Origin of the sequence: Microvirga mediterraneensis (assembly GCF_013520865.1) — a bacterium.
Taxonomy (GTDB): domain Bacteria; phylum Pseudomonadota; class Alphaproteobacteria; order Rhizobiales; family Beijerinckiaceae; genus Microvirga; species Microvirga mediterraneensis.
On sequence record NZ_JACDXJ010000001.1, the window covers coordinates 2071640 to 2093959 of the forward strand.

The window sequence follows — 22320 nt, forward strand, 5'->3', positions numbered from 1 at the left end:
CCAAGCTTATCCGTTCAATGCATGCAAGACCCATGTAGGGCGGATGGATCTGGAAACGACACCGCACGGCCTCCCTTGGCGGCGCACGACAACGTTGCGTGCGGCGGTCCTCGCGTGCGCGCTGTCGCTTGCGGGCTGCAGCGGCGTGCAATCGGCCCTCGACCCGGCGGGCGGCGATGCTCTCCGGATCTACTGGCTTACCGTGATCATGACGGTGGGCGGAACGCTGATCTTCCTCCTCGTGACCGGGCTTCTGCTCTATGCGATTTTCGCCCCGCCCGAGCGCCGGGCCTGGCTCGGCGGGCGCAGGACCATCGTGGTCGGCGGGCTCGCCTTTCCGATCGTCGTCCTGTCCGGGCTTCTGCCCTACGGGCTGATCGTCATGCGCGACACGGATGTGCCGATGCCGGGGGCGCTTCAGGTCGAGGTGATCGGCGAGCAATATTGGTGGCGGGTGAGATACCCGGAGGAGGGCGGCAGACCTGAGTTCGCCACGGCCAACGAACTCGTCGTTCCCGTCGGCCAGCCGGTGACGGTGGCGGTGACAGCCGCCGACGTGATCCACAGCTTCTGGATCCCGAACCTCGGCGGCAAGATCGACATGATCCCCGGACGCATCAACCGCCTCAACTTCACGGCGGAGCGGCCCGGCATCTATCGTGGAGTCTGTGCCGAGTTCTGCGGCGACCAACATGCCCGCATGGCCTTCGACGTGGTGGCGTTGGAGCCGGCGGCCTTCGGTGCCTGGAGAGCCGCACAGGCGAAACCCGCGCGGGAGCCCGACATCCCGTTTCTCACGCGCGGCCGCGAGCTGTTCCGCGCGGCAGGCTGCGGATCCTGCCATGTGGTGCGCGGAACCGAGGCCCAGGGGGCGTTCGGGCCCGACCTGACCCATGTGGGAAGCCGCCGCACCATCGGGGCAGGGCAGTTTCCCAACAATGTCGGCACGCTCGCCGGCTGGATCGCCAACACGCAGCACATCAAGCCGGGCGTGCGGATGCCGTCCTATGGCTCGTTCACGGGTGAGGACCTTCGGGCCTTGGCCTCTTATCTGGAGAGCCTGAAATGAACGCGCCCGAGCGCTCCGAAGCCTTCCATGAGCGAGAGCCCGATTTCCCCAATCCGCTGCCGCGTCCCGCGGGCGAGCTCGACGCGCTCGAGAAGGCCTGGAAGGCTCCGCGCGGCCTCAGCTTCATCACGGCCGTGAACAACACCTATGTGGGCTTGTGGTATGTCGGCACGGCGTTCCTGTTCTTCATCCTGGCGGGCATCCTCTCGCTGATCATGCGGGTGCAGCTGGCGGCGCCGGAGAGCGACTTCGTCGGGCACGATCTCTACAACCAGCTCTTCACCATGCACGGCACGGTGATGATGTTCCTCTTCGCCGTGCCGGCCGTGGAGGCGGCGAGCGTCTATCTCCTGCCGAACATGCAGGCGGCCCGCGACCTGCCGTTCCCGCGCCTGTCGGCCTATGCCTTCTGGGCCTATTTCGTCGGCGGCCTCGTGTTCTTCTGCACGATCTTCTTCGGCCTCGCGCCCAATGGCGGCTGGTTCATGTATCCGCCGCTCACGGGCTCCAAGTACTCGCCCGCCGACAATGCGGATTGGTGGCTTCTCGGCATCGGCTTCATCGAGATCTCGGCCATCGCGGGCGCCATCGAGATCATCGTCGGCGTGATGAAGACCCGCGCGGTCGGCATGAGCCTCGACAGGATGCCGGTCTATTCCTGGGCCATGCTCGTCTTCGCCGTCATGATCGTCATCGGCTTCCCGGCAATCATTCTCGGCACCCTGCTGCTCGAGATGGAGCGCGCCTTCGACTGGCCGTTCTTCATCGCCGAGAGGGGCGGAGATCCGCTGTTGTGGCAGCACCTGTTCTGGTTCTTCGGCCACCCGGAGGTCTACATCATCTTCCTGCCTGCGACCGGCATGGTGTCGATGATCGTACCCGCCATGGCGCAGACCCCGCTCATCGGCTACCGCCTTGTCGTGCTCGCCCTTGTGGCCACCGGCTTTCTCTCCTTCGGCCTCTGGGTCCATCACATGTTCGCCACGGGCTTGCCGAAGATGTCCCTGAGCTTCTTCTCCGCCGCCAGCACGGCGGTGGCGGTGCCGAGCGGCATCCAGGTCTTCGCCTGGATCGCCACAATCGCGTCCGGACGCATGAAGCTGACGACGCCGTCGCTCTTCATCATCGGCTTTCTGTTCATCTTCACCCTAGGTGGGCTCACGGGCGTGATGGTCGCCATGGCGCCCTTCGACTGGCAGGCGCACGACAGCTATTTCGTGGTGGCGCACCTCCATTACGTGCTCATCGGCGGCATGGTGTTCCCGCTCTTCGCGGCCTTCTATTACTGGGTGCCCGTGGCGAGCAAACATGCGCTGTCGGAGCGGGTCGGGCGCTGGGTGTTCGGTCTCATGTTCGTCGGCGTCAACGTGACCTTCCTGCCGATGCACGTCACCGGCCTCATCGGCATGCCCCGGCGCGTCTACACCTATCCGGTCGGTATGGGGTGGGACGCGCTCAACCTCGTGTCCACCATCGGGGCCTTCATGATCGCCGCCGGGATCGCGCTCTTCATCGGCGACTTCGCGCGCAGGTTCAGGATCGCGCGGGACGAGAACGCCGGCAACGTGTGGAACGCCGGCACGCTCGAATGGCTGCCGAACGCCAACTACAACACGCGCAGCATCCCCATCGTGACCAGCCGCGAACCGCTCTGGGATCAGCCCGGGCTGTCGCAGGATGTGCAGGACGGACGCTATTATCTGCCCGGAACGGCCACCGGCGGGCGCGAGACGCTCGTGACGAGCCCGTTCGATGCAAGCCCGCAATACATCCTGCAGGTTCCCGGCCCCGGCTGGCAGCCCCTGCTTGCCGCCGTGTTCACGGCCGCGTTCTTCCTGCTCCTCACCGTCAAGATGGTGCTCCTGTCGGCGATATGCGGCGTGCTCGCGATCATCTGCGTGATCTGGTGGCTCTGGGAGACCGATCCGGGTCCTGTCCGTCCGCCCGTCGATATCGGAGGCGGGTTCGTCGTTCCCGTCTATGCGACCGGATCCATGAACCATTCCTGGTGGGCGATGATCGTGCTGATGGTCGTGGCCGGCATGGTCTTCACCTGCCTGATCTTTTCCTATCTGTTCCTATGGCTCGTGAACCCCGCCGCGTGGCCGCCGCAGGGCACCGCATTGCCTGAAGGGTTCAGCTCCCTCGTCTCGGGCGCTCTCTATATCGTCAGCGCCGTCCTGATCGCCTATGCCAGCCGGACGCTGCGGGGCGAGGATCGCCGCAGTCCTCGATCCGTGCCGGTGCTGATCGCCGTGGCGCTGCTGCTCGTCGGCGGAGCCTCCGCGACGGATCTCTGGGCGCAATGGCAAACGGGCCTGAGCCCTTCTGCCCATGCCTACGGGGCGGCCGTCTACGCCATCGTGTCCCTGCAGATCTTCTTCGTGCTGACGACGCTGATCATGGGCCTCTACACCATCGCCCGCTGGTTCGCCGGCAGGCTCGACAGCGTCCGCCGCACGACCTTCGACAACATGATGCTGTTCTGGTTCTACACGATCGGCCAGGGTCTGGTCGGGCTCGCGGTCGTCCACGGATTCCCGCGCCTGACGGGAGGCGTCTAGAATGAGCGGGCGGCGGACGGGACAGGTTCTCCTGATGCTGGCCGGCCTCATCGCCTGGGCGGTCCAGTTCACGATCATTTATGCCGTGACGTCCACGCTATGTGGCCGCGAATGGGCCGATGCGACGATCCTCGGTGTGGGAAGCGTCCACGCCGTTGTCCTGCTCACGACGATCGCGGCCCTTTGCGTCGCGGCCTTGTCGCTGCTCCAGTCACGGCGTGTCCATGGGAGGCTGGGGGAGACGGCTGCCGCCCCCGACCGCTTCATGAGCCAGGCGGGATCGCTGATCAGCGGCCTCTCGCTCGTCGTCATTCTCTGGCAGGGCATTCCTGCCTTCATCCTTCCGGCCTGCGCGTGATGCGCTCGGTAAACGAGGTCCAACCATGATCGACTGGCAGGAGATATTCATACCCTCGCACTCGGTCCTGGAGACCATCGTGCGCGGGACGATGATCTACATCATGCTGTTCCTGATCCTGCGCTTCCTGCTCAAGCGTCAGACCGGCGTGATCGGTGTCGCCGACCTCCTCGTGATCGTCCTCATCGCCGATGCGTCGCAGAACGCGATGGCGAGCGAGTACAAATCGGTCACCGAGGGGATAGTCCTCGTTCTGACCATCGTGTTCTGGAATTACGCCATCGACTGGCTCGGCTTCCACTTCCCCGCCTTCCAGCGCATCACCCGACCGCCGCCGCTCCTGCTGATCGAGAACGGCAAGATGCTGCCCAGGAACATGCGCCAGGAGATGATCACGATCGATGAACTCAAAAGCCAGCTGCGGGAGCAGGGCATCGAGCACTGCTCCGAGGTGAAGCGCGCCTATATCGAGGGCGACGGGACGATCAGCATCATCCGCAAGGATAAGGACGATGTCGGAGGAAAGACCGAGACCATGAAGGGAGTTGTCTGAAGCGTCAGACGATGCCCCCGCCGCCGCCTGTCACGGCGGGACGCTCCTCGGCGACCATCCGGCGGTAGCCGCTGGCTCGGTAGGACGCGAGCGGGTCGACGGCGCCGCCGTCCCGCAGCCGCGCCATCGCCAGGATCGGCTCGACGTCGGTGCGGTAGGCGGCCTTCAGGGTTTCGGATGCCATGAGAGCGTCGTTGTCGTCCTGATAGGCTTCGAGCGCTTTACGGTCCACGAGGAGCGCCTGCGCATAGGCGCGGCGGATCTCGTTGGCGCTGCGGATCAGGCTTTCGATGGGATCGGTCACGTTGTGCGACTGGTCGATCATATGGGCCGGATGGAAGTTCTCGGCCCGGCGGTGCTCCGCATCCACCAGCTCATTGAAGACGAGGAAAAGACGATGCGGATCGATGGCGCCCGCATCGAGATCGTCGTCGCCGTATTTCGAATCGTTGAAATGAAAGCCGCCGAGCTTCTTGAACTGGATCAGGCGGGCGACGATCATCTCGATGTTCACGTTCGGCGCATGGTGGCCGAGATCGACGAGGCAATAGGCCTTGTCGCCGAGTTCCGTGGCGATCAGGTAATTGGTGCCCCAGTCCTGCACGACGGTCGAATAAAAGGCCGGCTCGTACATCTTGTGCTCGGAGAAGATGCGCCAATCCCCCGGCAGGCGCTTGTAGATCGCCTTCATGGAGTCGAGATACCGCTCGAAGCTCCGGGTGAAGTTCGTCTGACCGGGGAAGTTGGAACCGTCGCCGATCCACACCGTGAGCGCCTTGGAGCCGATGGCCTCACCGATCTCGATGCATTCGATATTGTGCTCGACGGCCTGCCGACGCGTCGCGGCATCGGTGTGGCTCAGGGAGCCGAACTTGTAGCTCTTCTCCTGGCCCGGAGCGTCGGAGAAGGTGTTGGAGTTCATGGCGTCGAACCCGAGCCCCAGCGCGTCGCCATGATGCTTGAGACGCCTCGGGTCGTCGACCTTGTCCCAAGGAATGTGCAGCGAAACTGTCGGCGTTGCCCGGGTGAGCTGGTGGATCACCGCGCAATCGTCGAGCTTGTCGAAGATGTTGCGCGGCTCGCCGGGGGCGGGAAAGCGCGCGAACCGGGTGCCGCCCGTGCCGACGCCCCAGGAGGGGACCGCTACGAAGAACTGCCGGACCTTGCCGGTGACGGCCTCGATGTCGATGCCGTCGCGTGCCAGCTTCTCGCCCAAAGCGTCGTAATCCGCCCTCGCAGCGCTCATGCGCTTCTCGTTGTCGGCGGAGACGATGCCTCCCGCAATCCTCTGTTCGGCCATGGCGTCCTCCCTAGAGCATTCTTCTGTGAAGTGGATCCGGCTCACCGTCGGAAGTGCGGTAGAGCTTATCGCGTGAAAGACGTCGCGTTGCCCGCATCCACATTGATGATGTTGCCGGTCGACTTCGCGGACAGGTCGGAGGCGAGGAAGTAGATCGCCTCCGCGATGTCTTCCGGAAAGACGTTCAGCTTCAAGAGCGAGCGCTTGCGGTAATGCTCCTCCAGTTCATCGACGGCGAGCTTGGATGAGGCGGCGCGCTGCTCGCGCCATTCGCCGGTCCAGATCTTAGAGCCGCGCAGCACCGCGTCAGGATTGACCGTGTTGACACGGATGCCGGCTTCCGCGCCTTCCAACGCCAGGCAGCGGGCGAGGTGGATTTCCGCCGCCTTGGCGGTGCAATAGGCCGACGCGTTGGGCGAGGAAGCGAGGCCGTTCTTCGACGACACGAAGACCACGTTGCCGCCGAGCTTCTGGCGTCGGAACAGGCGGAAGGCTTCGCGTGAGACGAGGAAGTAACCCGTCGCGAGGATCTCGATATTGCGATTCCACATGGCCAAGTCGGTGTCCTCCACGGGAGCCGAGGAGGCGATGCCTGCATTGGACACGAGGATGTCGATGCCACCGAACTCGATGCTGGCCTCGACGAAGGAGGACAGGACGTTCGGCTCGCTCGTCACGTCGAGCATCACGCCGCGCACGACGTCCTGGCCGAAGCGGTTGGAGAAGTCCTGTATCGTCGCAGCGAGCGATTCCTCGTCGATATCCGCCAGAACCACGCAGGCGCCTTCGCCGACCAGCCGCTCCGCCGTGGCCCGGCCGATGCCGCCGGCTCCGCCGGTGATGAAGGCCACGCGACCGGCGAGGCTCTTCGGCTTCGGCATGCGCTGGAGCTTGGCTTCCTCGAGCAGCCAGTATTCGATGTCGAAGGCTTCCTGCTCGGGAAGGCCCTGGTACTCGGACACCGAGGAGGCACCGCGCATCACGTTGATGGCGTTGACGTAGAACTCGCTCGCGATGCGCGCCGTCGCCTTGTCGCGGGCGAAGGACAACATGCCGACGCCCGGGATCAGAAAGATCACCGGATTGGGATCACGCATCTTCGGGCTGTTCGGATGCTTCGACTGCTCGTAATAGCGCGTGTAGTCGGCGCGGTAGGCTTCCAATGCCGCATCGAGGCCTGCGAGCATCGCATCGACGTCCGGCGTCTTCGGATCGAAGTCGAGGACGAGCGGACGGATCTTCGTGCGCAGGAAGTGATCGGGGCAGCTGGTGCCGAGCTGGGCGAGGGGCTTCAGGTCAGCCGAGTTGACGAATTCGAGCACCGCGTCCTGATCGTCGAAATGTCCGAGCTTGCGCTCTGCCCGGCCGATCCTGCCGCGGATCTCCGGCATCAGGCGCGCGGCAATCCTGCGGCGCTCGTCCCGCCCGAGGCTCGAGGTCACAGCGCCACCGAAAGCCGCTTTGCCGGCCGTCCGCTCGGCGAACCACTGGATGGCCCGATTGATGATCCGCAGGGTGAGCGTGTAGCATTCCTTGGCGTCGTCGGCCCAGGTGAAGAGGCCATGGCTTTCGAGCACCACGCCCTTCGCGCCGGGATTGGCCTTGGCGAAGGCTTCGAGATCGAGACCCAGCTGGAAGCCCGGGCGGCGCCAGGGCAGCCATCCGATCTCGTCGCCGAAGATCTCCCGGGTCAGTTCGCGGGAGTTCTTGGACGCCGCGATGGCAATGATCGCGTCCGGGTGCATGTGATCCACATGCTTGTAGGGCAGGAAGCCGTGGAGCGGCGTGTCGATGGAGGCCGCGCGCGTGTTGAGGTTGAAGGTGGCATGGGGCAGGAAGCCGACCATGCGGTCTTCGTCCTCGACGCCCTTGTAGAGGTTCTTCAGCGACCGCAGCTTGTCCATGTAAAGGGTTGCGAAGCCGTCGAGCTTGATCGTGCCGACATCGCCGCCCGAGCCCTTGACCCAGAGCACCTCGACCGTCTCAGCCGTGAGCGGATCTGTCTCCATCACCTTGGCCGAGGTATTGCCGCCTCCGTAATTGGTGATGCGCTTGTCGGCGCCTAGCAGATTGGAGCGGTAGAGGAGAAGACCCGGCTCGTCCAAGGTCGCGGCCTTGGCGTCGTCCCATTGATTATCGAGGAGTCTGACGGCTTGGGTCGCGGTGTCCACGGTTTCCTCCTATCCGCTCATGGGACGCAAAGTGCCCCGGATTTGAGCAAAAAGTGGCTGGAGGCATGGGGCTTGTCAACCATATTCGCTCAAATCTGATCAATAACGATCATGATACGAAGGTGGTATGCGGATCTTGATTGACTGTGACCGGTTCGCTGCGCAGTCTAGGGCGATAACTTGCGTGAGCCTGAAAGGTATTTGATCCTTCCGATCATTGTCGATCGACCTTGTTGAGGAACCATGCACGAACGTGAAAGGCACCGGATCATCCTGAGCGCCGTCCAGGAGAAGCCGGTTGCGACAGTTCAGGATCTCGTGGAGCTGACCTCCGCGTCGGAGGCCACGATCCGCCGCGATATCGCGGCCCTGCACGTCCAGGGGCGCCTGCGCCGGGTTCGCGGCGGGGCGGAGGCTCTCCATCCGGCCCAGATCGGCAGCCTCGCGGCCAAGCCGTTCCGGGTGTCCGAGGGCGAGAACCTCGCCAAGAAGCGCGCCATCGCCCGCGAGGCCGTCGCTCTTTGCACGGAAGGGGACGCCATCATCATCAATGGCGGCACCACGACGTTCCAGATGGTGCACTACCTGACGGCCCGCCGACTGCAGGTGTTCACGAACTCCTTCGCCATCGCCGAGCATCTGGTCAAGCATTCGAAGAACCAGGTGATGCTGCCGGGCGGGGCGATCTACCGTGACCAGAGCATTATTCTCTCGCCTTTCGAGAACGACGTGACTCGCAATTTCTATGCGCGCCGGATGTTCATGGGTGCCCAGGGCGTCGGTGCGCTCGGCGTTATGGAGCAGGATGCCCTGATCATCCAGGCCGAGCAGAAGCTGATCAATCAGGCCGACGAGCTGGTCCTGATGGTGGATTCCACCAAGTTCCAGCGCCGCTCCAGCCTCATTCTCTGCCCGCTCGAACGGGTCTCGACGCTGATTACCGACGACGCCATCCCGGATTCGGCCAGGACCATGATCGAGAACGCCGGAATCAAGCTGATCGTCGCCGGAACGACGGCGGCGGATCGGGCTGAAGAATCCTCATCGGCGGCCTGAGAGCCGGCGAGGGGTGTTTAACAAGGGAGGAAGAACATGAAGGCATTAGCAAAGCTTGCTCTCGGCACGGCGTTGGGTCTGGCGCTCTTTGCCGGGTCGGCAAGCGCTCAGAACATCAAGATCGGCCTCGTGGCGAAGTCGCTCGGCAACGGCTTCTTCGAGGCGGCCAACAAGGGCGCCCAGGAAGCCGCGAAGGAGCTCGGCGGCGTCGAGGTGATCTATACCGGGCCGACCAGCACGACCGCCGAAGGGCAGATCGAGGTCATCAATGCGCTCATCGCCCAGCGCGTGGATGCGATTGCCATCTCGGCGAACGATCCCGACGCGGTCGTGCCTGCGCTGAAGCGGGCCGCGCAGCGCGGCATCAAGGTGATCTCCTGGGACTCCGCCGTCGGCAAGGACGGGCGGATCGTGCATCTCAACCCGTCTTCGAACGAGCTGATCGGCAACATGTGCCTCAAGCTCGCGGCGGACCACCTGCCGGACGGCAAGGGCGATTTCGCGATCCTGTCCGCGACCTCCACCTCGACCAACCAGAACACCTGGATCGCCGAGATGAAGAAGCAGCTGCCGAAATATCCCGGGCTGAACCTCGTCACGACCGTCTATGGCGATGACCTGGCCGACAAGAGCTACCGCGAAGCCCAGGGCCTGCTGAAATCGCACCCGAACGTAAAGGTGATCGTCGCTCCGACGACTGTCGGCGTGCTCGCCGCCTCGCAGGTGGTGAAGGATGCCGGCAAGATCGGGCAGGTCTATGTGACGGGCCTCGGGCTTCCCTCCGAGATGGCGGGCGCCGTCCATTCCGGCGCGACGAAGGAATTCGCCATCTGGAACCCGATCGATCTCGGTTATTCCGCCACCCAGATCGCCTATCGTCTGGTGAAGGGTGAAACGGACGGCAAGCCCGGCGCCGAGATCAATGCCGGTCGCATGGGGAAGATCAGGATCGGCGACAACGGCGAGGCCGCCATGGCCGATCCCTTCGTCTACGACAAGAACAACGTGGACGAATTCGCCAAGATCTTCTGATCGCGGGAGACCATTCGGAGAGAGGGCGCGGAGAACCGCGCTCTCCTTGCCCTTATCGGTACTTGGCAGGATTCCCATGTCCGTGGTTCAAGCGATCACAGAGGCCCCGACTCCGCTTCTGGAGATGCGCGGCATTTCCAAATCGTTCCCCGGTGTCATGGCGCTCGATCAGGTGGATGTCGCGCTCCATCCCGGCGCCGTGACAGCGCTGATCGGCGAGAACGGCGCGGGCAAGTCGACGCTCGTCAAGATTCTGACCGGCATCTATCGGCCGGACGAGGGCGAGATCATCATCGATGGCGTCGCCGTGCAATTCGCGAACGCCGAGGCTGCGATCCGCAGCGGCATCACGGCGATCCACCAGGAGACCGTGCTGTTCGATGAACTCTCGGTCGCCGAGAACATCTTTCTCGGCCACGCGCCGAGAACCCGCCTGGGGCTCGTCAACTGGAGCGCCATGAACGCGCGCGCGGCGGCCCTGCTCACCTCCATCGATGCGCCGATCAGTCCTTACACGCGCCTGAAGGACCTCTCGATCGCGCACCGGCATCTCGTCGCCATCGCGCGCGCGCTCTCCGTCGAGGCCCGCGTGGTCATCATGGACGAGCCGACCGCCGCGCTCTCCTACAAGGAGGTGGAGGACCTGTTCCGGATCATCGAGCGGTTGAAGCGGCAGGGCAAGGCGATCCTCTTCATCAGCCATAAGTTCGAGGAGGTCTACCAGATCGCCGAACATTTCGTGGTGTTCCGCGACGGCCGTTCCATCGGGATGGGCCTGCTGTCGCAGACCGGACAGGACGAGATCGTCCGGATGATGGTCGGCCGCTCGGTCGATCACGTCTTCCCGAAAGTGGACGTGGCCATCGGGAATACAGTTCTCAAAGTCTCGGGTTACGCGCATCCGACGGAGTTCGACGGCATCTCCTTCGAGCTGCGGCGCGGCGAGATCCTGGGCCTCTACGGGCTGGTCGGCGCCGGGCGCTCGGAATTCTGCCAGGCCCTCTTCGGCATCACCTGCCCCAGCGCCGGAACCATCGAACTGGAAGGACGGCGGATCGACATTCGCTCTCCGGCGGACGCCATCGCGGCGGGCATCGTCTACGTGCCAGAGGAGCGCGGCCGCCACGGCGCCGTGCTCCAGATGCCGATCTTCCAGAACATCTCCCTGGCCACGCTGGATCGGACCACGAGAGCAGGCTTCCTGCGGCAGGCGGAGGAATTCGCCCTGGCGCGGACTTATGCCGAGCGGCTGGACCTGCGCGCGGCGGCGCTCTCGGTTCCCGTCGCTACCCTGTCGGGCGGGAATCAGCAGAAGGTGGTGATCGGTAAGTGGCTCGCCACGCGGCCGAAGGTCATCATCCTGGACGAGCCCACGAAGGGCATCGACATCGGCTCGAAGGCGGCCGTGCACGCCTTCATGAGCGAACTCGCGGGCGAGGGGCTCAGCGTGATCATGGTCTCGTCCGAGCTGCCCGAGATCCTCGGCATGTCCGACCGCGTCATGGTGATGCGCGAGGGGCGGATAGCGGGATTGTGGGCACGCGACGGTCTCGATGCCGAGGTGCTCGTGCGGGCCGCGACGGGCAATGCATGACAGGAAACAGGGATCCCCGATGAGCCAAATCCTGAAATACCGTGAAATCCTGCTGGCGGCGATCATCGTCGTGCTGATCGCGGTCTTCTCGTCGCGCGCGCCGGGCTTCGCCTCGCCCGAGAACCTTGCCAATATCTTCAACGATACATCGATCCTGATGATCCTGGCGCTCGGCCAGATGGCGGTGATCCTCACCAAGTCCATCGACCTGTCGGTGGCCGCGAACCTGTCCTTCACCGGCATGGCCATTGCCATGATGAACGCGGCCTATCCGCAGATCCCGCTGCCTGTCCTGATCGTCATGGCCATGGGCATCGGCGCGGTCCTCGGCGCCATCAACGGCCTCATGGTCTGGAAGATCGGCATTCCGTCCATCGTCGCGACGCTCGGCACGCTCACGATCTATCGCGGCATGGCCTTCGTGCTCTCGGGCGGAGCCTGGGTCAACCAGACCCAGATGACCGCGACCTTCCTCAACACGCCGCGCATCGTCGTGCTCGGCCTGCCGCTGCTCGGCTGGACGGCGATCCTGGCGATCGCGCTCGTCGCTCTCGTCTTCACGCGCACTGTCTTCGGCCGCGCCCTCTACGCGTCCGGCGGCAATCCGACGGCGGCGCTCTATGCGGGAATCGATGTGGGGCGCACGCGCTTCTTCGCCTTCGTGATGTCGGGCGCGCTCGCGGGCCTCTGCGGCTATCTCTGGGTATCCCGCTATGCGGTCGCCTATGTGGATATCGCAGCCGGCTTCGAGCTCGACACGGTCGCGGCCTGCGTGATCGGCGGGATCTCGACTCTCGGCGGCATCGGGTCCGTGGGCGGCGCGATCCTCGGAGCCCTGTTCCTCGGCGTGATCAAGAACGCGTTGCCGGTGATCAACGTCTCGCCGTTCTGGCAGATGGCGATTTCCGGCCTCGTCATCATCGTGGCGGTTCTCTTCAATGCGCGGCAGGAGAAGCGGAAGGGGCGTCTCATCCTCCGCGACGCCGCGAAGAGCAGGCCGCTCCTGGCCGAGGTTCCGGCCGAAGGAGCCGCCGCATGAGCACGCTGGCTTTCGAGAAGCAGCCGCCGCGCCATATCCCCGACAGGCTCTCGACGCCGGCGGGCCGGATCCTCGGCAGCTGGGAGACCCTGCTCGCGGCTGTCGCCATCGCGATCTTCATCGCGAACTCGTTCGCGTCGCCGCACTTCCTCGATCCGTGGAACCTGTCGGACGCGACCTACAACTTCACCGAGAAGGCGATGATCGCCTTCGCGATGACGCTCCTGATCATCTCCGGAGAGATCGATCTTTCCGTCGCGGCCATCATCGCCCTGGCCTCGACCGCCATGGGAGCGGCCGCGCAGGCCGGCTTCCAGACGCCGGCTCTCGTGGGAGTCGGCCTCGGTGTCGGGCTGCTCTGCGGAGCCTTCAATGGCCTCCTGGTGGCGCGCATCGGGCTTCCGTCCATCGTCGTGACCATCGGCACCATGAGCCTGTTTCGCGGCATCGCCCAGAGCGTGCTCGGCGACCAGGCCTATGGCGGCTATCCTGCGAGCTTCGCCTGGTTCGGCCAAGGCTACATGTCCGACTTTGCCTGGTGGCCGACTCTGCCCGGTTTCGAGGTCGTCACATTCGAGATGGTCGCCTTTGTGGTGCTCGCGCTCATCTTCGGTGTCCTGCTCCACCGGACCGCTTTCGGACGGCGGATCTACGCTATCGGCAACAACGCCTTTGCCGCGCAATTCTCCGGCGTCCCGGTTCGGCGCACGAAGTTCATGCTCTTCCTGCTGACTGGTCTCATGAGCGGCTTCGCGGCCGTGTGCCTCACATCGAGGCTGGGCTCGACCCGTCACACCATCGCGGCGGGATGGGAACTCGAGGTGGTTACCATGGCGGTGCTCGGCGGCGTGAGCATCCTCGGAGGCTCGGGCACCATCCCGGGCGTGGTGCTGGCCGCCATCGTCATGGGCCTCGTCACCTTCGGCCTCGGTCTCCTCAACATCCCGGGCATCGTCATGTCGATCTTCATCGGCCTGCTGCTGATCCTCGTGATCGCGCTGCCGATCCTCATCCGCCGAATCCGCCTAAAGGCCGCCGCATGACTGGAAAAGAGAAACACGCCTTCAAGATGCAGCTCAACCCAGGCATGGAGGATGAGTACCGCCGCCGCCATGACGAGATCTGGCCCGAACTCGTGGAGCTTCTGAAGGAGGCCGGAATCGAGGATTACTCGATCCATCTCGACCGGGAAACCGGCATTCTCTTCGGGGTTCTATGGCGGCGCTCGGATCACCGCATGGCGGATCTGCCGAACCATCCGGTCATGGAGCGCTGGTGGGCTCACATGGCCGACATCATGGCGACGAATCCCGACAATTCGCCGGTCGACACGCCTCTCGTCACCGTCTTCCATATGGCGTGAGCCCATGAAAGTCGCAGTGCTCGATGTCGGCAAGACCAATGTGAAGGCCGTCATCGTCGATGCCGAGGGGCGGCGCGAGATCGCCGCCCGCACGCGTCCCAACCGGGTGCTGACCAGCGAGCCCTATCCGCATTTCGACGTGGATGGGATCTTCGCGTTCTTCCTGCAGTCTTTGAAGGAACTCCACGCCGAACATGGGTTCGACGCCATTTCGATCACGGCCCACGGCGCGAGCGGGGCGCTCCTGGGAGACGGCGGTCTCGCTCTTCCGGTGATCGATTACGAGTTCCGCTATCCGGCGGAGATCGATGCGGCCTATGACGCCATCAGGCCGGATTTCTCGGAGACCTTCTCGCCGCGTCTGCCCGGCGGGCTCAATCTCGGGGCGCAACTGCACTATCAGAAAACGGCGTTCTCCGAAGCCTTCAGCAGAGTGCGGACCATCGTGACCTATCCCCAGTATTGGGGCTGGCGACTGACGGGAGTGGCGGCGACCGACGTCACGTCCCTCGGCTGTCACACCGATCTCTGGAGGCCGAAGGAGGGGCGCTTTTCCTCCCTCGTCGACAGGCTCGACATCGCTGGCAGGCTCGCCCCCGTCGGAAGGCCTTCGGACCTCCTGGGCCATGTAACCGGTGAGATCGGCGCGAGGATCGGGCTTGCACGGCCCGTGCCCGTCTATTGCGGCATTCACGACTCGAACGCTTCGCTCCTGCCTCATCTAGGCCAGCATGAGGCGCCGTTCGCGGTCGTCTCCACGGGAACATGGGTCGTGATCTTCGCGGTCGGCGGCGACCTCGACCACCTCGATCCGACGCGGGACACTCTCGCCAACGTGGACGCTCTCGGGCGCGCGGTGCCGTCCGCGCGTTTCATGGGCGGTCGCGAGTTCGAAATATTGACGAAAGGGAGGGGCGAGGCGACGCCCGAGGCGACCCTCCATGTGGTCGAACGGCGCATTCTCATGACACCGAGCGTCGTGCCCGGATGCGGGCCGTTCCCCGACGCCGTGCATCGTCTCGTCAATGCGTCCGGCAATCTCGATGAAGATGAAATCTATGTTGCGGCTTCGCTCTACACGGCCCTGATGACGCAGGCCTGTCTCGATCTCACCCGCGCGGCGGGGCCGATCATCGTGGAGGGACCTTTCGCACGCAATGCCCTCTATGCAGAGGCCTTGGGAAGCGCGACCGGGCGTCAGGTCATTGCCGTTTCCAGTTCCACCGGAACCAGCGTCGGCGCGGCGCTCCTCGCGCTGATATCGCCCAATCGAGGATCGCATCGGGAAGGACAGAGAACGTCCTCAACTCGGCTGCCGAGCGACTTTCAGCTTTATCGCGCAGAGTGGAATGCTCATTTGAAGATGAGTTGATCGGAGCGACCCGATCTTGCGAAGTATTAAATCGCTATATCGTTTATGGAATGGCAGGTGGTAATACGTTTTTCCATGGATCAATGATCCTCTATTGCTCTCAGCCTGCCACATTGCAGCCGCACTGCGACGCTTAGCTGGGTTACATTCAGTTGTAGTGTTGTAGAGCAAACAGGTTGCCGATGAAGTTGGAACGAAAGAACCTATCACTCCCTGTCGAAACGAATACCATCCTGTCGGAGCTTGAGCGGACAATGGTTGCATCGATCGCTCTGATGAAGCGTCTGAGACGCGAGAGAAGGCGCTCGGTGCGCGTGCAGCGCACGGCGGAAGAGCAGAGAGCCTGATTGAGGATCATCCGGGTAATCTGCCTTCGATCCCCTCTCGAGGCTTATGATTGCCGATAGCGTTGAATCATCGGGCTCAAGCGCAGAACGCACGCTTGGCTCGATCCTCTCGTTTCACCGGCGCTGAGCGACGAAGAAGAGCCGCGGGAAGCGCAGCAGGACCTTTCCATCGGATTGGACCGGATAGGCTTCCGCGACGACCGCTTCGTAGCGGCGCAGAAAATCGGAGCGCTCCTCCGGCGATAGCGGGTCGATATAGGGTTTCAGGCCGGTGCTCTTGAACCATTCGACGATGGAAGCTGCTCCGTCGAGGGGATGAACATAGGTCGTTTGCCAGAGATCGACCGAGCATCCTGCCTGCCGCAGCCAGTTGTAGTAATCCTCGAAGGATCCGATCCTCTCCCTTGCCGTGGCCGCGGCGGACAGCGTTTCCGCCCATGGGCCGTCCTGCGCGACCTGGGCCATGAGGCGGTGCGAAGGCTCGTTCAGGTTGTTCGGCATCTGAACGGCGAGGCATCCGCCATCCGCCAACAAGGAAACGAGACGCTTGAGAAGGGCGGAATGGCCTGGAAGCCATTGCAGCACGGCATTGGCGAAGATCAGATCGAAGCGCTCGCTGGTCTGCCACTGCGCGATGTCCGCTTCCTCGAAGCGCAGACCCGGCAGTCGCGCTTTCGCCTTAGCGAGCATGTCCGGTGACGTGTCGAGGCCGATGATGCGCGCTGCGGGGTAGCGCCGGGCGATCAGCTCCGTGCTGTTCCCGGGGCCGCATCCGAGATCGACACAGCTCGCTGGCGTGTCCAGGGGCACCCGCTTGAGCAGGTCGAGGGAAGGCCGCGTGCGCTCATCCTCGAACTTCAGATATTGTCCCGCATCCCAATCGACCAACGGATCATCTCCCTCGTCTTCGTTGCGCCATGTCGGCATCGGCCATCCTGGAGGATTTCCGGCGCCCCGCGAGGAGCGCTGCGACCGCGTGAAAGTGCTTCGGCGGATCGTATGAACCGACAAATCCTTATCGGCGAAAACCGACGCGACAGCCATATTGTTTCGGCGTATACTTGCATAGACAGGTTGCGGCTATGCGTGACCCCGGACGATGTGCGCAAGGCCGAGAGCCCGACTGCCAAGGTTCAGCCCTGGAGGAGCGATTATGGCCAATTTTCATATTGTCGCCGGCGCAAGCGAAGCTCCGGCGCATCCGGTTGTCAGAAAGATCACGCCTGCCGATTTAAAGGAGGCCCTGGCAAAGGGCTTCGACGATTTCTGGGCCATGCCGTCGCATCTGGTATTCCTGGGATTGATCTATCCCGTCGTCGGCGTCTGTCTGGCCGCGCTCACCTTCAGCAACAATGCGCTGCCGCTTCTCTATCCCTTGGCTTCGGGCTTCGCGCTGATCGGGCCGATTGCAGGCATCGGTCTCTATGAGATCAGCCGGAGGCGCGAACTCGGCTTGTCGACTTCCTGGCAGGATGCGTTCACTGTTCTGAAGTCGCCTTCGATCCCGTCGATTCTCGCGCTCGGCGTCCTGCTGCTGGTGATCTTCCTGACATGGCTGACGACCGCCCGGATGCTTTACCAATCGATTTTCGGCTATGCGGTGCCCGATTCCTATGCGGGGCTGATCAATCAGGTTCTCACGACGTCGGAGGGCATGCGGCTGATCGTCTGGGGCAACATCCTCGGCTTCGTCTTCGCCGTGGCGGTGCTGAGCATCAGCGTGATCTCGTTCCCGCTTCTTCTGGACCGGGATGTGGGGGCGGCCGTTGCCGTCTACACTTCCGTCAAGGCCGTGGCCATGAACCCGCTCACCATGGCCCTGTGGGGCCTTATCGTCGCCGCTGCCCTCCTCATCGGCTCCATTCCGCTCTTCGTGGGGCTCGCCATCGTGATGCCGGTTCTCGGACACGCGACGTGGCATCTCTATCGCCGGGTCGTGGAGCCACCTCATCCCGATGATGTGCACCCGGTGAGATAGGCGCATCTTCAGCAGAATATCGAAGGCGGTCCGGCGATCGGGCCGCCTTCTGAGTGCTCAGGGTCCGGGTCCGAAGAAGATCATCCGTGACAGCAATGTGTAATCCGCCTCGAGCGTCATGATCGCGACGAACACGAGCACGGCGCTGATCGGCACCAGAATGGCATAGACCAGGGACAGGCGCTCCCAGGCCATATGCATGAAGATCGCCACGATGAGGCCGGCCTTCAGTAGCATGAAGAGGACGATCAGGGCGTATCGGAGGAGGCCCTGGACCTGGAAGTAATCGACGAAGTAGGAGCAGGCGCTCAGGACGAACAGCCAGGCCCACACAACCAGATAGAGCTTGATCGGGTGTTGTTGCCCCTGCGCGTGTGCGGTTGCCTGTGCCATGGCGCATCCCTTACCAGAGATAGAAGAAGGCGAAGATGAAGACCCAGACCAGATCGACGAAGTGCCAGTAGAGGCCCATGATCTCGACGGATTCGTAACGCCCCTTCCGGCTCGTGAAGAAGCCCCGCCGCTCATGGTCGAAATCGCCGCGCCACACCTTCCGGGCGATGACGAGAAGAAAGATCACGCCGAAGGTCACATGGGTGCCGTGAAAGCCGGTGATCATGAAGAAGGACGAGCCGAACTGGGCCGCGCCCCACGGGTTGGCCCAGGGGCGGACGCCTTCGTGGATCAGCTTGGTCCACTCGAAGGCCTGCATGCCGACGAAGGTGGCGCCGAGGAGCGCCGTCACCAGCATCAGGATGGCCGTCTTCTTCCGGTCCCGCCGGTAGCCGAAGTTCACCGCCATCGCCATCGTCCCGCTGCTGCTGATCAGGACGAAGGTCATGATGGCGATGAGGATGAGGGGGAGAGACGTGCCTCCGATGGTCAGCGCGAAGACCTCGCTCGTGTTGGGCCACGGCACGGTCGTGGACATGCGCGCCGTCATGTAGGAGATCAGGAAGCAGCTGAAGACGAAGGTGTCGCTGAGGAGGAAGATCCACATCATGGCCTTGCCCCAGGACACGTTCCTGAAGGCCTGCCGGTCCGAGGAGAAGTCGCTCGCGATGCTGCGCAGGCCGGAGGCCTCCGTATAGGTCGCTCGCAAGTCCGTTGCCGCCTGTTCCGCCATGAGCAGAACTCCTATCACGTCAGCAATTGCCGGCAGATGTCCACGAAACCGCCCGCCCAGCCTGTCAGAACGCTTAAGAAAACCAGCCATACAAGAAGAAGGAAGTGCCAGTACGTGGCGCAGAGCTCCACGGACAGGCGCAGCCGTTTCGTTGCATGTTCGCGCCATGCCTTCTCGATGGTCCTGCCCAATGCGGCCAGGCCGCCGAGCAGGTGGAGGCCGTGCAGGCCGGTGAGGATATAGAAAAAGGCATTGGCCGGATTGGCGGCCAGCACATAGCCCTCGTTGCTCAGTTGGCGCCAGGCGAGAAGCTGGCCCGACAGGAAGGCGAGGGCCGATATGCCGCCCGCGAGGAGGCTCGCTCTCAGCTCCGGCATTTCTCCGCGTTCGGCCGCGCGCTTCGCGCCGTGCAGGGCAAGACTGCTCAGGGCGAGCATGGTCGTGTTGAGCCAGAGAATGCGCGGCAGCGGCAAGGTGCGCCAGTCGGGCAGTTGCATCCGCATCGCATAGGCGCTGATGAACAGCGCGAACAGGGAGCCGATCACGGCGAGAAGGATGAGGAGGCCGACCCGGTAGGGAGGCGCGGGCGTTTCTTCCGGCAAGACGCCAGCCGTTCCCTGCTCCAGCCAGGGCTTCGATGCCAGCCCCTGCCGCGAGAGCCACCAGGCGCCGATGACGGTGAGACCGCTCAGGAACAGGAGGATGCTACCCATGGGATGCCCCCGGGACGATGCGGGTGATCCCGGGCTGGTTCTGCGGCAGGAAATCCTGGTCGGCTCCCGGCACGCTGTAATCGTAGGCCCAGCGATAGACCGTCGGAAGGGTCTTGCCCCAATTGCCGTGCGGCGGCGGCGTTTCCGGCGTCTGCCATTCCAGCGTCGTCGCGCGCCAGGGATTGCCGCCGGACAGCCTGCCGTGGCGCAGGCTCCAGAACAGATTGAACACGAAGACCAGCTGCGTCGCGCCGACGATCAGGGCCATGATGGTGATGAAGGCGTTCAGCGTGTGGGCCGATGGCGGGACGAAGGACATGTCGCCGATGTCGTGGTACCGGCGCGGGATGCCCATCAATCCGAGATAGTGCATCGGGAAGAAGATCGCATAGGCGCCAAGGAACGTGACCCAGAAATGGATCCTTCCGAGCGTCTCGTTCAGCATGCGCCCGGTCACCTTCGGATACCAATGATAGATCGCCCCGAAGATCACGAGGATCGGGGCCACGCCCATGACCATGTGGAAATGGGCCACGACGAACATCGTATCGGACAGGGGAACGTCCACCACCACATTGCCGAGGAACAGGCCCGTGAGGCCGCCGTTCACGAAGGTGACGATGAACGCGAGGGCAAACAGCATCGGTAGGGTCAGGTGGATGTTGCCGCGCCAGAGCGTCAGGATCCAGTTGTAGACCTTGATCGCCGTGGGTACGGCGATGATCAGCGTCGTGGTGGCGAAGAAGAATCCGAAATAGGGATTCATGCCGCTCACATACATGTGGTGCGCCCAGACGACGAAGCTTAAGGCGCCGATGGCGAGCAGGGCCCAGACCATCATGCGATAGCCGAAGATGTTGCGCCGCGCATGAGTGCTGATCAGGTCCGACACGATGCCGAAGGCGGGCAGGGCGACGATGTAGACCTCCGGGTGCCCGAAGAACCAGAACAGGTGCTGGAAGAGCAAGGGAGAGCCGCCGCTGCGGTCCAGCGGCTGCCCCATCTCGACGATGGCGGGAACGAAGAAGCTCGTTCCGAAGACGCGGTCGAAAAGCATCATCACGGCACCGACGAACAGGGCCGGGAAGGCGAGCAATGCCATGAAGCTTGCCGTGAAGATCCCCCAGACGGTGAGCGGCATGCGCATCAGCGTCATGCCGCGCGCGCGCGCCTGAAGCACCGTCACCACATAATTCAAGCCGCCCATGGTGAAGCCGATGATGAAGATCATCAGGGAGGAGAGCATCAGGATGATGCCCCAATCCTGCCCGCCGGGCGTGCCGGACAGGATGGCCTGGGGTGGATAGAGGGTCCAGCCGGCGCCCGTGGGGCCGCCCGGCGCGAAGAAGCTCGCGAGGAGAACCAGCACGGCGAGGAAATAAACCCAGAAGCTCAGCATGTTGACATAGGGAAAGACCATGTCGCGCGCGCCGACCATCAGGGGAATGAGGTAATTGCCGAAGCCGCCGAGAAAGAGGGCGGTCAGGACATAGACCACCATCATCATGCCGTGCATGGTGATGAACTGGTAATAGGCATTGGCGTCGATGAAGGCGAAGACGCCCGGAAAACCGAGCTGGAGCCGCATCAGCCACGAAAGAACGAGGGCGATCAGCCCGACCGAGAGGGCGACGAACGCGTACTGGATCGCGATGACCTTTGCATCCTGGCTGAAGACGTATTTCGTCACCCAGCTGTGAGGATGGTAGAGCTCGACATCTTCGACGTCGGACGGTCCGACCGCGCCGGCTGGACCAAGTGGGACATCAACCATCAGGATTCTCTCCCCGGCTGCTTCCTCTATCTCCGTTTAATCGGGCACGTCGCTCGCAGGCGAAAGGTGCGCGAAGCTGCGCGCAGCCTGATGCTGCAACCATGCCTGATAATCGCTCTGCTCCTGGATCACGAGCGTTCCGCGCATCTGCGGGTGGCCGACGCCGCAGAGTTCCGCGCAGAGAATGTCGAAGCTTCCAGTTCTCGTGGGGGTGAACCAGATATAGGAGACCTGTCCCGGCACGAGATCCATCTTGGCGCGCAGCTCCGGCACATAGAAATCGTGGATCACATCGACGGAACGTAGGAGCGCCTTGACGGGCTTGCCGACCGGAAGGTGCAGTTCGCCGCCTTCGATGACGACGTCATCCTGCGATTTCGGATCGTCCTTGTTGATCCCGAGCGGATTGTCGGGGCTGATCAAGCGGGCGTCGGACGTCGCCAGTTTCCCGTCAGGTCCCGGCAGCCGGAAGCTCCATTGCCATTGCTGGCCCACAACTTCGATATCGGTCGCATCGTCCGGAACGGTGATGAACTGTCGCCAGACGAATAGTCCCGGCGTCAGCATGGCGGCGACTCCGACGGCGGTGACGAGGGTCAGCCACCATTCGAGCCTTTTGTTCTCCGGCTCATAATGCGCCTGTCGCCCGGCCTGATGACGGAAGCGGTAGACGCAATAGGCCATGAAGAGCACGACCGCGACGAAGACCGCTCCGGTGATCCAGAAGGTGATGATGATCGTGTTGTCGATATAGCGCCAGTTCGAAGCGATCGGAGTCCACCACCAGGGGCTGACGAGGTGGAAGAGAACCGAGCCGACAGCGACCAGAACCAAGACGAGCGCTACAGCCATTCCTGACCCATCCTTGCCGTGAGAGGCCTCGGATTTGAAGCAGAAGGCAATGACTCTTG

At 63.4% G+C, this 22320-nt stretch carries 20 protein-coding genes; 12 read left to right on the forward strand and 8 right to left on the reverse strand.

Annotation, left to right across the window (positions count from 1 at the left end; genetic code table 11):
• Positions 1–94: 94 nt before the first annotated feature.
• The 4 genes from coxB to H0S73_RS09765 are packed head-to-tail and all read left to right on the forward strand — an operon-like array spanning position 95 to position 4544.
• Positions 95–1069 carry a cytochrome c oxidase subunit II gene (gene coxB, locus H0S73_RS09750; protein WP_246388794.1) on the forward strand — a complete coding sequence of 325 codons (975 nt, stop codon included), beginning with the start codon at positions 95–97 and terminating at the stop codon, positions 1067–1069.
• A complete protein-coding gene (locus tag H0S73_RS09755) occupies positions 1066–3633 on the forward strand; it encodes a cbb3-type cytochrome c oxidase subunit I (RefSeq protein ID WP_181051988.1) in 2568 nt (855 codons plus the stop codon). Before coxB ends, H0S73_RS09755 begins: the two co-directional genes overlap by 4 nt.
• Before the next feature lies 1 nt (position 3634).
• Entirely contained in the window at positions 3635–3991 is a 357-nt protein-coding gene (locus H0S73_RS09760) for a hypothetical protein (protein ID WP_181051989.1), read from the forward strand.
• 25 nt (positions 3992–4016) lie between these two features.
• The gene (locus H0S73_RS09765) at positions 4017–4544 is read left to right on the forward strand and encodes a DUF421 domain-containing protein (protein WP_181051990.1); all 528 of its coding nucleotides are present in this window, start codon (positions 4017–4019) and stop codon (positions 4542–4544) included.
• Between the two features lie 4 nt (positions 4545–4548).
• Here H0S73_RS09765 and rhaI read toward each other — a convergent pair whose 3' ends face one another.
• Positions 4549–5844 (reverse strand): L-rhamnose catabolism isomerase, encoded by a 1296-nt coding sequence (rhaI, locus tag H0S73_RS09770; RefSeq protein WP_181051991.1) that lies wholly within the window; start codon positions 5842–5844, stop codon positions 4549–4551.
• Positions 5845–5909: 65 nt separating this feature from the next.
• The gene (locus H0S73_RS09775) at positions 5910–8015 is read right to left on the reverse strand and encodes a bifunctional rhamnulose-1-phosphate aldolase/short-chain dehydrogenase (RefSeq protein ID WP_181051992.1); all 2106 of its coding nucleotides are present in this window, start codon (positions 8013–8015) and stop codon (positions 5910–5912) included.
• A gap of 243 nt (positions 8016–8258) precedes the next feature.
• Between H0S73_RS09775 and H0S73_RS09780 the strand changes: the two genes are divergently transcribed.
• From H0S73_RS09780 to H0S73_RS09810, 7 genes are all read left to right on the forward strand, one after another.
• A complete protein-coding gene (locus tag H0S73_RS09780) occupies positions 8259–9071 on the forward strand; it encodes a DeoR/GlpR family DNA-binding transcription regulator (protein ID WP_181051993.1) in 813 nt (270 codons plus the stop codon).
• 36 nt (positions 9072–9107) lie between these two features.
• Positions 9108–10103, forward strand: coding sequence for a rhamnose ABC transporter substrate-binding protein (rhaS, locus tag H0S73_RS09785; RefSeq protein ID WP_181051994.1), 996 nt, complete (start codon positions 9108–9110; stop codon positions 10101–10103).
• A gap of 76 nt (positions 10104–10179) precedes the next feature.
• Positions 10180–11697 carry a sugar ABC transporter ATP-binding protein gene (locus tag H0S73_RS09790; protein WP_181051995.1) on the forward strand — a complete coding sequence of 506 codons (1518 nt, stop codon included), beginning with the start codon at positions 10180–10182 and terminating at the stop codon, positions 11695–11697.
• A gap of 19 nt (positions 11698–11716) precedes the next feature.
• Positions 11717–12736 carry an ABC transporter permease gene (locus H0S73_RS09795; protein ID WP_181051996.1) on the forward strand — a complete coding sequence of 340 codons (1020 nt, stop codon included), beginning with the start codon at positions 11717–11719 and terminating at the stop codon, positions 12734–12736.
• Positions 12733–13779, forward strand: a complete 1047-nt coding sequence (locus H0S73_RS09800; protein ID WP_181051997.1) for an ABC transporter permease — start codon at positions 12733–12735, stop codon at positions 13777–13779. Before H0S73_RS09795 ends, H0S73_RS09800 begins: the two co-directional genes overlap by 4 nt.
• On the forward strand, positions 13776–14099 hold the full coding sequence (gene rhaM, locus H0S73_RS09805) for an L-rhamnose mutarotase (protein ID WP_181051998.1): 324 nt from the start codon (positions 13776–13778) through the stop codon (positions 14097–14099). The genes H0S73_RS09800 and rhaM overlap by 4 nt, the downstream gene beginning before the upstream one ends.
• A 4-nt stretch (positions 14100–14103) precedes the next feature.
• On the forward strand, positions 14104–15471 hold the full coding sequence (locus H0S73_RS09810) for an FGGY-family carbohydrate kinase (RefSeq protein ID WP_181051999.1): 1368 nt from the start codon (positions 14104–14106) through the stop codon (positions 15469–15471).
• A 461-nt stretch (positions 15472–15932) separates the two neighbouring features.
• On the opposite strand, the gene tam is transcribed toward H0S73_RS09810, so the two are convergent.
• Positions 15933–16706, reverse strand: a complete 774-nt coding sequence (gene tam / locus H0S73_RS09815) for a trans-aconitate 2-methyltransferase (RefSeq protein ID WP_181054293.1) — start codon at positions 16704–16706, stop codon at positions 15933–15935.
• A 265-nt stretch (positions 16707–16971) separates the two neighbouring features.
• On the opposite strand from tam, the gene H0S73_RS09820 reads away from it, so the two are divergent.
• The gene (locus H0S73_RS09820; RefSeq protein WP_181052000.1) at positions 16972–17796 is read left to right on the forward strand and encodes a DUF2189 domain-containing protein; all 825 of its coding nucleotides are present in this window, start codon (positions 16972–16974) and stop codon (positions 17794–17796) included.
• Between the two features lie 57 nt (positions 17797–17853).
• Here H0S73_RS09820 and H0S73_RS09825 read toward each other — a convergent pair whose 3' ends face one another.
• Genes H0S73_RS09825 through H0S73_RS09845 form a run of 5 tightly spaced genes read right to left on the reverse strand, consistent with a single transcriptional unit; the run spans position 17854 to position 22261 of the window.
• Positions 17854–18189, reverse strand: a complete 336-nt coding sequence (locus tag H0S73_RS09825; protein WP_181052001.1) for a cytochrome C oxidase subunit IV family protein — start codon at positions 18187–18189, stop codon at positions 17854–17856.
• Between the two features lie 10 nt (positions 18190–18199).
• A complete protein-coding gene (locus tag H0S73_RS09830; protein ID WP_181052002.1) occupies positions 18200–18922 on the reverse strand; it encodes a heme-copper oxidase subunit III family protein in 723 nt (240 codons plus the stop codon).
• A gap of 14 nt (positions 18923–18936) precedes the next feature.
• Entirely contained in the window at positions 18937–19635 is a 699-nt protein-coding gene (locus tag H0S73_RS09835) for a cytochrome c oxidase subunit 3 (protein ID WP_181052003.1), read from the reverse strand.
• Positions 19628–21409: a cytochrome c oxidase subunit I gene (gene ctaD, locus H0S73_RS09840; RefSeq protein WP_181052004.1), complete on the reverse strand. Its 1782-nt coding sequence runs from the start codon at positions 21407–21409 to the stop codon at positions 19628–19630. The genes H0S73_RS09835 and ctaD overlap by 8 nt, the downstream gene beginning before the upstream one ends.
• A 36-nt stretch (positions 21410–21445) precedes the next feature.
• On the reverse strand, positions 21446–22261 hold the full coding sequence (locus H0S73_RS09845) for a cytochrome c oxidase subunit II (protein WP_181052005.1): 816 nt from the start codon (positions 22259–22261) through the stop codon (positions 21446–21448).
• Positions 22262–22320 lie beyond the last annotated feature (59 nt).

Excerpts from the sequence above, each read along its gene's own strand:
- H0S73_RS09830 (WP_181052002.1), bottom strand. The coding sequence starts at position 18,922 with ATGGCGGAACAGGCGGCAACGGACTTGCGAGCGACCTATACGGAGGCC.
- rhaS (WP_181051994.1), top strand. The coding sequence starts at position 9,108 with ATGAAGGCATTAGCAAAGCTTGCTCTCGGCACGGCGTTGGGTCTGGCG.
- H0S73_RS09795 (WP_181051996.1), top strand. The coding sequence starts at position 11,717 with ATGAGCCAAATCCTGAAATACCGTGAAATCCTGCTGGCGGCGATCATC.
- H0S73_RS09810 (WP_181051999.1), top strand. The coding sequence starts at position 14,104 with ATGAAAGTCGCAGTGCTCGATGTCGGCAAGACCAATGTGAAGGCCGTC.
- H0S73_RS09790 (WP_181051995.1), top strand. The coding sequence starts at position 10,180 with ATGTCCGTGGTTCAAGCGATCACAGAGGCCCCGACTCCGCTTCTGGAG.
- rhaI (WP_181051991.1), bottom strand. The coding sequence starts at position 5,844 with ATGGCCGAACAGAGGATTGCGGGAGGCATCGTCTCCGCCGACAACGAG.
- H0S73_RS09825 (WP_181052001.1), bottom strand. The coding sequence starts at position 18,189 with ATGGCACAGGCAACCGCACACGCGCAGGGGCAACAACACCCGATCAAG.
- ctaD (WP_181052004.1), bottom strand. The coding sequence starts at position 21,409 with ATGGTTGATGTCCCACTTGGTCCAGCCGGCGCGGTCGGACCGTCCGAC.
- H0S73_RS09845 (WP_181052005.1), bottom strand. The coding sequence starts at position 22,261 with ATGGCTGTAGCGCTCGTCTTGGTTCTGGTCGCTGTCGGCTCGGTTCTC.
- H0S73_RS09835 (WP_181052003.1), bottom strand. The coding sequence starts at position 19,635 with ATGGGTAGCATCCTCCTGTTCCTGAGCGGTCTCACCGTCATCGGCGCC.
- rhaM (WP_181051998.1), top strand. The coding sequence starts at position 13,776 with ATGACTGGAAAAGAGAAACACGCCTTCAAGATGCAGCTCAACCCAGGC.
- H0S73_RS09820 (WP_181052000.1), top strand. The coding sequence starts at position 16,972 with ATGGCCAATTTTCATATTGTCGCCGGCGCAAGCGAAGCTCCGGCGCAT.
- H0S73_RS09800 (WP_181051997.1), top strand. The coding sequence starts at position 12,733 with ATGAGCACGCTGGCTTTCGAGAAGCAGCCGCCGCGCCATATCCCCGAC.
- H0S73_RS09755 (WP_181051988.1), top strand. The coding sequence starts at position 1,066 with ATGAACGCGCCCGAGCGCTCCGAAGCCTTCCATGAGCGAGAGCCCGAT.
- H0S73_RS09765 (WP_181051990.1), top strand. The coding sequence starts at position 4,017 with ATGATCGACTGGCAGGAGATATTCATACCCTCGCACTCGGTCCTGGAG.
- H0S73_RS09780 (WP_181051993.1), top strand. The coding sequence starts at position 8,259 with ATGCACGAACGTGAAAGGCACCGGATCATCCTGAGCGCCGTCCAGGAG.
- H0S73_RS09760 (WP_181051989.1), top strand. The coding sequence starts at position 3,635 with ATGAGCGGGCGGCGGACGGGACAGGTTCTCCTGATGCTGGCCGGCCTC.